This window comes from Mycobacterium sp. IDUB_39, from assembly GCF_055419205.1.
The window spans coordinates 648,743-657,807 of the sequence record NZ_JBVAXF010000005.1 but is presented as its reverse complement, the minus strand read 5'-3'; the positions used below and the strand labels follow the sequence as shown (position 1 = coordinate 657,807).

The 9,065-nt window shown below is 65.3% G+C and carries 8 protein-coding genes; 1 reads left to right on the top strand and 7 read right to left on the bottom strand.

From position 1 onward, the window contains the following. Both ACZY0X_RS21885 and ACZY0X_RS21880 read right to left on the bottom strand, forming a co-directional pair. The coding region (locus ACZY0X_RS21885; RefSeq protein ID WP_463773339.1) for a condensation domain-containing protein at window positions 1–1,309 on the bottom strand (1,309 nt) is incomplete at its 3' end. 74 nt (window positions 1,310–1,383) lie between these two features. After that, complete coding sequence (locus tag ACZY0X_RS21880; protein WP_463773338.1) at window positions 1,384–1,608, bottom strand: MbtH family protein; 225 nt, start codon at window positions 1,606–1,608, stop codon at window positions 1,384–1,386. Window positions 1,609–1,805: 197 nt separating this feature from the next. Here ACZY0X_RS21880 and ACZY0X_RS21875 point away from each other — a divergent pair, with 197 nt between their 5' ends. Next, window positions 1,806–2,309, top strand: a complete 504-nt coding sequence (locus ACZY0X_RS21875; protein WP_463773336.1) for a DUF2505 domain-containing protein — start codon at window positions 1,806–1,808, stop codon at window positions 2,307–2,309. Window positions 2,310–2,680: 371 nt separating this feature from the next. Here ACZY0X_RS21875 and ACZY0X_RS21870 read toward each other — a convergent pair whose 3' ends face one another. The 5 genes from ACZY0X_RS21870 to ACZY0X_RS21850 form a co-directional block, all read right to left on the bottom strand. After that, a complete protein-coding gene (locus ACZY0X_RS21870; RefSeq protein WP_463773335.1) occupies window positions 2,681–4,768 on the bottom strand; it encodes a RecQ family ATP-dependent DNA helicase in 2,088 nt (695 codons plus the stop codon). Between the two features lie 51 nt (window positions 4,769–4,819). After that, window positions 4,820–6,211, bottom strand: coding sequence for a hypothetical protein (locus ACZY0X_RS21865; protein ID WP_463773333.1), 1,392 nt, complete (start codon window positions 6,209–6,211; stop codon window positions 4,820–4,822). Between the two features lie 202 nt (window positions 6,212–6,413). Beyond that, window positions 6,414–6,839, bottom strand: coding sequence for a hemophore-related protein (locus tag ACZY0X_RS21860; protein WP_463773332.1), 426 nt, complete (start codon window positions 6,837–6,839; stop codon window positions 6,414–6,416). Between the two features lie 234 nt (window positions 6,840–7,073). Continuing rightward, window positions 7,074–8,135, bottom strand: a complete 1,062-nt coding sequence (gene dmpG / locus ACZY0X_RS21855) for a 4-hydroxy-2-oxovalerate aldolase (RefSeq protein ID WP_463773331.1) — start codon at window positions 8,133–8,135, stop codon at window positions 7,074–7,076. Then, complete coding sequence (locus ACZY0X_RS21850) at window positions 8,132–9,052, bottom strand: acetaldehyde dehydrogenase (acetylating) (protein WP_241402944.1); 921 nt, start codon at window positions 9,050–9,052, stop codon at window positions 8,132–8,134. The genes dmpG and ACZY0X_RS21850 overlap by 4 nt, the downstream gene beginning before the upstream one ends. Window positions 9,053–9,065 lie beyond the last annotated feature (13 nt).

The following is a 9,065-nucleotide window of genomic DNA, read 5'->3' as shown; positions in this document are numbered from 1 at the left end:
CACAATCGAGCACATCCACCGACGACAACGACCGCAACGGATCAACCACCATCGCCACCAACACCCGCTCCAACCGCTTCGCCAGTTCAGCGACTTCGACATTCGGAAACGGCTGCCCAGTACCCATCGTGCTGAGAAGGAGTTGAGTGCCTGCGCCCGAGAAGATCAGCCCCAAACCGCCCACCAGGCCAGCATTGGTCAGGGACGCCGACGCTGCCGAACCACCGAAATCCAACGTGAACGTGGATGGAAGGAAGTTGACGTTGACCCTGTTGGTCAACCGGCCTGCCGCCCGGGAGTTGACTCGGCGCTCAAGGCCATGCACCGGAAAGCGCTGATGCTCCAACGCTTCCCGGATACGGATGTCGACATGTTGACAGAAGCTTGCAACCGAGGATCGCGGACACGCCTTCAGTACAAGGGGCACGACCCCGGCGACCATCGCCGGGAGCGTCTTCGACTCCGGCTGCACGCGCCGACTGACCGGGAAGTCGAGCACCACCTCTGAGCCCTCAGTACCCCATCCACGTACCAGAAGTGCGCACGCCGCGGTGAGGACCGCCGATCGAGGGAGCTTCCATTCCTCGCAGAACGCCTCAACCCGGCGAAGCACAGCTGAGTCCAATGGCACTGGCACAGAGGGCCAACATTCATTGTCGGCTACTGCGGCTTGGGGTAGGTGCTGATCCGGTTCACGTTCGCCGGGAAGGTTGCGGCTCCAGTATTCCTGGTCCTCACGATGATCATCGGATGCTTCGTAATCCAGCTCGCAGTCGACCAGATCAGCCAATGAGCCGAACAATGGAGGTGTGATTGGTTCACCAGCAATGATCGCCGAGTAGACAGAAGCGACCCGACGGCCAACCAGGGCGATACCGGATCCATCCAGGACGATGTGGTGGCAGCACGCGAACAAACAGAAATCGTCGACTTGAGTCTGGAACAGTGCGAACTTGAACAATGGGCCAGTCAATGGCATTGGTGTGCGTTGCATCTCGGCCGCGCGCTCACGGGCCTCTTGCACGGGATCGGATGAGCCACTCAGGTCATGGAACGCCAGCTCGACATCGGGGTAATCGACCGGCCTCTGAAAAACCTGGCCGTCCACCTCGAAGAAGGCGGCTCTGACGGGTTCGGCCTCCTTTATGACCCGACGAATCGCCCACTGAAGGGCGTCATGTTCGACCGGCCCCTCGATTCTCACGAACAGCCCGATTTGCCACTCCGTGCCGGAGTGGCCCTTTTCCTGCGCAAGCCAGATGTCTAGCTGTGCACGTGTTACGGGCAGTGACCAGTCATCCAGCTGCATCGAATTCCCCCACCGCAAGATTCAATGTCCATGGCCCCCCATGGCCTCACCTGTTAGGCCCCCCGGCCTGTCTGTTAGACGCCTGGCCCGCGCGCCAGCCTGTCGCGCAGACTCTTGGGCCGTATATCCGGCCAGTTCTGTTCGATGAAGTCCAAACACGCAGCGCGGTCCGCTTCGCCATAGGTCACCCTCCAGCCGACAGGCACGTCGGCGAAGGTCGGCCACAGGCTGTGCTGTTCCTCGTCGTTGATCAAAACGACGAAGGTGCCGTTGTCGTCGTCAAACGGATTAACACTCACGCGATCCTCCCCACCTAGGGTGGACCGTGAAACTGACCAACGCTCCCGGATACAAGGCGATTGCCCCCAATGCCTTGCACCACGCTGTCCGCCTCGGCGGCCCCACCCAGCTATGACGCTCCTATTGCAGATCGTCAGCATATCCACTTTATCCGACGGGAGTGTCGAAATCATCAAGCCAGGCATAGTCTGTTGCTATGCCGCGGTCATTCGACTTCTCGGTTGACTCGTCGTCGACCGTCGAGCAAATCCACCTGGCCTTTGCCGACGAGGACTACTGGCGGGCGCGACTGGCGAAATTCGGCGGTCTCGGCAGCCTTGACTCGTTGAGCGTCGACTCCGATGGCTTGGTGACCGCGGTCGTCGTCACGGCGCTGCGCCATGACGGACTACCAGGGCCGGTCGCCAAGTTCTTTCCCCGCGAGTGGCGGGTGGTACAGAACGAGAAGTGGAATCCGGTGTGTGAGGGCCGGATGAGCGGGGAGGTCAGCGTCATCTCCCACGGAGCGCCGATGTCCGGGATCGGCACCGCCTTGATATCGCCGACGAGGAGCGGATCGCGGCTGAAATGCAATGCAACCGTGGGCGTTAAGGTTCCATTGATCGGCGGCAAGGTCGAAGGCATCGTGGGCCGACTACTGGTTCAGAACATCTCTGCGATGCAGGACTTCACGACGGAGTGGCTCTCGGAGCAAGCGTGAACCGCAGTCGGCGCCCAGGAGCGATGCCCACACGAATGGATTGCGGGCCATTGCCGAGTCCTGCGCCATCTGCGGGAGTTCCCATCCCCCGAGACGGTGGATGGGGCGCACATCCAGCTGGGCGTGTCGCGGCCCAGCGAGGGCGCCCATCGCGCAGCCTCTCGGATGGCGGAGCAAACGCGAGCTAAGCCGAAATAGATTTCTATTCGCAAATAGTTGGCGCAAATTGCAATCGAAACTATTAGCCAGTCACACCGAACCGGCAGCGGACTAACAGTTTTTTCAAATGATCAACGCATTTTGCGTCCGCAAACAAAATTCGGCGCCGACGGGCGGGCCGGCGCTGCGGTCCCAATGCCCGCCAGTACTCGCTAGCTGACCGCCGCCACGGCGAACGGCAGAACCTCGGTTGCGCCGGCCTGGCGCAGCACACGCGTCGCCATCGTCATGGTCCAGCCGGTATCGATCAGATCGTCGACCAGCAGCACCGGACCCTCAACCGTCGCAAGCAGGCCGGCGTCCGGCGGATCCCATGAACCAGTGAGGGCGGCAACTCGATATGCGGAGTTGGCTGCAGTGACTGGTCTGCGCTCGACGCCGTAGCGGAGCACGCCCAGGTGCTCGAGCCGGCCCACCTCCGCCAGCCGCCGTGTCAGCGAGGCAATGAGCTTCGGGTGCCGTTCGGAGTCAAGCCCCATGACCGCCGTCGGCCTGGTCTCCCATTTCCACGCCGCAAGCACGCCCACCGCGGCGCGCACCACGTCGTCGGGAACGTCGGCGTCGGGCTCATCGAGCACCTGGCGCAGGCGCGCACCCCAGCCCAAATCGGTCATCCTGCCGATCACCCGACCCGAGGCGGGACCGTCGGAGATCTTGCCGCTCAACGTGACTCCGAGCTTGCTCAGACCTGACGGCCACTGCTTGCGTGGCGTGACGTCGACACCGGGACGCATCAACCGCGCCCGTGTGTCCTCCGCGGCAGACGGGTCCACGTGGGCGTCGTAGTGCGCGCCCGCGCAATTGTCACACCTGCCGCAGCGATCGTCGGCTGCGAGTTCGGGATCGTTGAGCTGGCTGCGCAGGAACGTCATCCTGCACTCATCAGTGTCCAGATAGTCGAGCATCGCCTGCTGCTCCCTGGTGCGCGCCTCGTCGAGCCTGCGATAGCGGTCCTCGTCGTAGTCCCAAGACTCGCCGGTGCTGATCCAACCGCCCTTCACACGACGCACAGCACCGTCGACATCGAGCACCTTCAGCACCATCTCCAACCGCGTCCTGCCCATGTCCACCAGGGGCTCGAGCGCAGGGGTGGACTGTGCCCGGTCGGGCTCCAATGCACGAATAACGTTGCGCACCATGGCCTCGGACGGGAACGCCACAGAGGCGAAGAAGCGCCACACGTCGCGGTCCTCGGCGCCGGGCAGCAGCACGACCTCAGCGCTCTCGGTGGAGCGGCCGGCGCGGCCCACCTGCTGGTAGTAGGCGATCGGTGACGGCGGCGCGCCGAGGTGCACGACGAAGCCGAGGTCGGGCTTGTCGAAGCCCATACCCAACGCGGACGTGGCGACCAGCGCCTTGACCCTGTTGTCGAGGAGATCGGATTCCAGCTGTTCGCGTTCGGCAGCCTCGGTGGCACCGGTGTAGGAGGCCACCGCGTGCCCACGGTCGCGCAGCATGGCCGCGACATCGTTGGCCTGCGCCACCGTCAGCGTGTAGATGATTCCCGAACCCGGCAGCGAGTCGATGTGCGCGGCAAGCCATGCCGCGCGTTGCGCGGGGTTGCCCGCCTTCACGACGGCCAGCCTCAGCGACTCGCGATCCAGGCCACCACGCAATACCAGGGTGTCGCGCCCGCCGACACCGAGCTGACTTCGGACATCCTCCACGACTCGGTCATTAGCCGTGGCGGTTGTCGCCAACACCGGAATACCGCTGCCCAGCTCTCCGATCAGCGTGCGAATGCGCCGGTAGTCGGGTCGGAAGTCGTGACCCCAGTCCGACACGCAGTGCGCCTCGTCGATCACGACAAGGCCCGCGTCACGCGCCAACTCCGGAAGCACCTGGTCGCGGAAGTCCGGGTTGTTCAGCCGTTCCGGGCTGACCAGCAGCACGTCCAGCTCACCCGCCCCGACGGCGCGGTGCACATCCTGCCAGTCTGCGACATTGCTCGAGTTGATGGTCGCCGCGCGCACACCGGCCCGCTCAGCGGCGACGACCTGGTTGCGCATGAGCGCCAACAGCGGCGACACGATGACCGTCGGGCCGCGGCCCTGCGCACGGAGGAGCTTCGCGGCGATGAAGTAGACCGCGGACTTGCCCCAGCCGGTGCGCTGGACGACGAGCGCCTGGCGACCGTGCACGACGAGCGCCTCGATGGCCGTCCACTGGTCGTCTCGCAGTGTCGCCTGTGGCCCGGCCAACTGCTCGAGGAGGGTCTGAGCCTGTTCGCGGGTCGCCATGAGGCCATCCTGCCCGCTCGGTCCGACGGGGTCAGAACCCAGCAGCTCAGGTCACTCGGCTGCGGAGTCCGTGCCGCCGCCGGACTCCGAACCCGCACCGGAGCCGCCGTCCGAGCCCTGAGGGCCTGACGTGGCGGTGCCGCTGGGTGCTGCCGCCGGGCGCTTGCCGGTGATGGCGCCGATTCCGTTGGTGATCATGTCCTTGATCGGCTTGAACGGGTTGCTCCCAGGCGCACCGGATTTCGCGGTTGTCGGCGGCTTGGCCAGCGGGGCCCCGTTGACACCGGGTATCACGGTCGCCGGCTTCTTGGCGGAGGTCTGGGTGGTCTCGGATGCCGCGGTCTCCTCAACGGAGTCCTGCGCCAACGCCTCGCTGCCGGTCGCGGCGCGCTCAGCTGGCGCAGCGGGCTCGGCTGGCGCAGCGGGCTCGGCTGGCGCAGCGGGCTCGGCTGGCTCCGGCGCTGCGGCGACAGCCGCCGGTGCTGCTGCTGGTGCCGGTGCGGGAGCCGCAGGCGCAACGGCTGGTGGAACCGGAAGTCCGCCATTGGGCTGGACCACCCCGGGTGTCGGCGGGGTGAAGAGCGCGAACGGAGTGTTGGCGGCCGTCATGCCGGGCGCCAGTCCGAAGGAGAGAGTGGGCGGGAGGAGGAGACCGGTCTTGATGTACGGCAGGAATTTGAATTCGAAGGTCATCGGACCGATCTGGGTGACGGTGTGCAGGCCACCGACGCGGTAGTCGTAGAAGGGTCCGTTGGCGAAGTCCTGGTAGGTGACGAAGCCCGTGGTACCGGAATTGGTGAACACTCCGGGAATTCCGGCCGTCCACCGCCCGATGTCCACCGAGCTGAAGTTGTCCGGCTGACCGTTCACACCGGTCTGGCCGGTCGGGGCCTGGGTGAAGCCGATGGCCTTGAGCACGTTGAGGTCGAAGACGAACGGGCCGACTCTGTTTGCCATCTGCAGGACGCCGGCGTGGGTGGCGACGTAGGGGTCGTAGGACACAGCGTTGTCGGTGAAGCCCAGCGCGCCGGTGCTGCTGATCAACCCGGTGACGCCGGCCATCCACTGATCCATCTGGGTGTAGTTGGCCGTGCCGGCGGTGCTGCCGGGCGGTGGTCCACTGGCGCTGAACGACCTCAGCGAGTCGAGATCGAACTTGACCGGACCGAGCTGGTTGACGGTCTGCAGTGCGCCCCGCACTCCGGCGGCGGCGTCGGTGACGACTGCCGACACGGCGGCAGCACCCGTGGTGCTCGTCGACGGCGACGGCGCGACCGCCCACGGGAAGAGGCGGTAGAAGCTGGCGTTCGCCGTGGGCTGGACCTCCGGCATGGCGCGCTGGCCAGGCTCGGCCGCGAGGGCACCGTGCCCACCGAGCAGCAACGCTCCTGCACCGAAGGTGGCGATCCCAACACTGCCGGAGCGGCAAACGGTCTTCAACATGGACTTACCAGGCCGACGGTGTTGTGACATGACACCAGGGAACACTATTCACCCCGGCCAGGTCAAGATGGAACCGCCAAACAGCTAATTGAAAACGCTGCCATCTCGCCGTCCAGTGTCCGGACACGAAAGAGCCCACCGCGTCTAGAGGGATCGACGCGGTGGGCTCCTCCTGAACTCATTCAGGACATGCGGTCAGCGACTAGGCGGTCTTCAGCGCATCGGTGACCAGATTCGGTGTCACCTGGGTGCCGCACTGGCTGACCAGGTCTGTCACGGGCTGCTGGATATCCCGCAACTCATCGGCCACCTGCGAGTTCTCCGCGAAGTACGCACGGTAGGACTGCGTGGCCTCCGACACCGGCTGCTTGGCGATGTCCGAGAGTTCCTGGTCGGTCTGGGGGTGCGCCTGCAGGTATGTGCTCATCAGCGCCGACACTGAACTCTGCGTCGTGGCCATATCGCTCACGGAGCACGCACCGGCGGCGGGCTCTGTGGGCTGGGCGGGCTCGGCGTTGGCCATCGGCATGGCGATGGCTGCGGATGCGATGCCACTGAGCAGGCCGCCGGCGAGCATGCCGTACAGGCCGCGTCGCACGGTCGTTTCGGTCATCTTGTACTGGGTCATTCGACCCTCCCTTCGGTCTGCGATGCGGTGATCGCAGTCCTAGGCCTAACCGCGAACCGGGGTCGGCTAAACCACCCCGTGCCAGTCCCGGAGCGGACGAAGAAGCGTCCACCCAGGTCAGCTCACGTGTCGGAGGACCGAAAGTTTTTCATCCCGAGTGTGAATCTGACGACGCGATTACCTATCGGAGCGTCGTCAGATTCACACTGGGCACAGGATTTGCACCGAGGCCGGCTATCCAGCCGCGGCCGCGGCCTCCTGCTCGCGCTTGATCTCGAGGGCGATGTCGATGAGCTGGTCTTCCTGGCCACCGATGAGCTTGCGTTGACCCGCGCGGTGCAGCAGTTGATGCGCCGGGACGCCGTAGCGCTCGGACTGGCGGATGGCGTGCTTGAGGAAGCTGGAGTACACCCCGGAATAGCCCATGATCAGCGCATTGCGGTCCAGCAGGCACTCGGCGGGCATCGCAGGCCGCACCACGTCCTCGGCCGCGTCGGCGATCTCGAAGAAGTCGATACCGGTCTTGACGCCGATCTTGTCGAACACCCCGATCATGGCCTCCACCGGCGCATTGCCCGCACCAGCGCCGAACCGACGAGTGCTGCCGTCGATCTGCTTGGCTCCCGCACGCACGGCCGCCACGCTGTTGGCCACGCCCAGACCCAGGTTCTCGTGGCCGTGGAAGCCAACCTGCGCATCCGACCCGAGCTCGGCGACCAATGCCGCGACCCGGTCGGTCACGCCTTCGAGCACCAGGGCACCCGCCGAGTCCACGACGTAGACGCACTGGCATCCCGCGTCGGCCATGATGCGGGCCTGCGCGGCCAGCTTCTCCGGCGGAATGGTGTGGGACATCATCAGGAAGCCCACGGTCTCCAGCCCGAGTTCACGCGCGAGGCCGAAGTGCTGGATCGAGACGTCGGCCTCGGTGCAGTGCGTGGCGATCCGGCAGATCGACCCGCCGTTATTCTGGGCTTCCTTGATGTCGTCCTTGGTGCCCAAACCGGGCAGCATCAGGAAGGCGATCTTGGATTCCTTGGCCGTCTCGGCGGCCAGCTTGATCAGTTCCTGCTCGGGCGTCTTGGAGAAGCCGTAGTTGAAGCTCGACCCACCGAGGCCGTCACCGTGGGTGACCTCGATGACCGGGACACCCGCGGCGTCCAGCGCCGCGACGATGGACTGCACCTCGTCCTTGGTGAACTGGTGACGCTTGTGATGACTACCGTCGCGCAGCGACGTATCGGTCATCCGCACGTCCCAGACAGGGTTGAAGAAGATCTCTTCGCTGATGCTCATGCCTGGCCTCCAGCGGTTGCGGCGGTAACCCGTTCCTTGGCGATCTCCTCGCCGACCTTGGTCGCCGCGGCGGTCATGATGTCCAGGTTTCCAGCGTAGGGCGGCAGGTAGTCGCCCGCACCCTCCACTTCGACGAACGTCGTAACCAGCGCATAGCCACCCGAGTGCACCGATGGTGGGTCGAACTGCGGCTCGTTGAGCAATCGGTAGCCGGGCACGTAGGTCTGCACCTCGGCCACCACCTCCTTGATCGACCGGGTGATCGCGTCCTGATCGGCGTCCTCGGGAATGGCGCAGAAGATGGTGTCGCGCATGATCATCGGCGGTTCGGCGGGGTTGAGGATGATGATCGCCTTGCCGCGCGCGGCACCACCGATCTCCTCGACGCCCTTGCTGGTGGTCTTGGTGAACTCGTCGATGTTGGCCCGTGTGCCCGGACCCGCTGACGCCGAGGACACCGACGCCACGATCTCGGCGTAGGGCACGTCCACGACGCGGCTGACCGCGTAGACCATGGGGATGGTGGCCTGCCCACCGCAGGTGACCATGTTGACGTTCGGCGCATCCAGGTGCGCACGCAGATTCGCGGGCGGGATCACGCCGGGGCCGACGGCGGCCGGGGTCAGGTCGATGGCCCGGATGCCCGCCTCCTCGTATCGCGGCGCGGCGGCGCGGTGAACGTAGGCGCTGGTGGCCTCGAACACCATGTCGGGCCTCTCGTCCAGACCCAACAGCCAGTCCACACCCTCGTGGCTGGTCTCCAGGCCCAGCTTGCGCGCCCGGGCCAGGCCCTCGCTCTCCGGGTCGATGCCGATCATCCAACGCGGCTCGAGCCACTCCGAACGCAGCAACTTGTACAACAGATCGGTGCTGATGTTGCCCGACCCCACGATCGCCACAGATGCCTTATCAGCCATTGTTCGGCTCCTA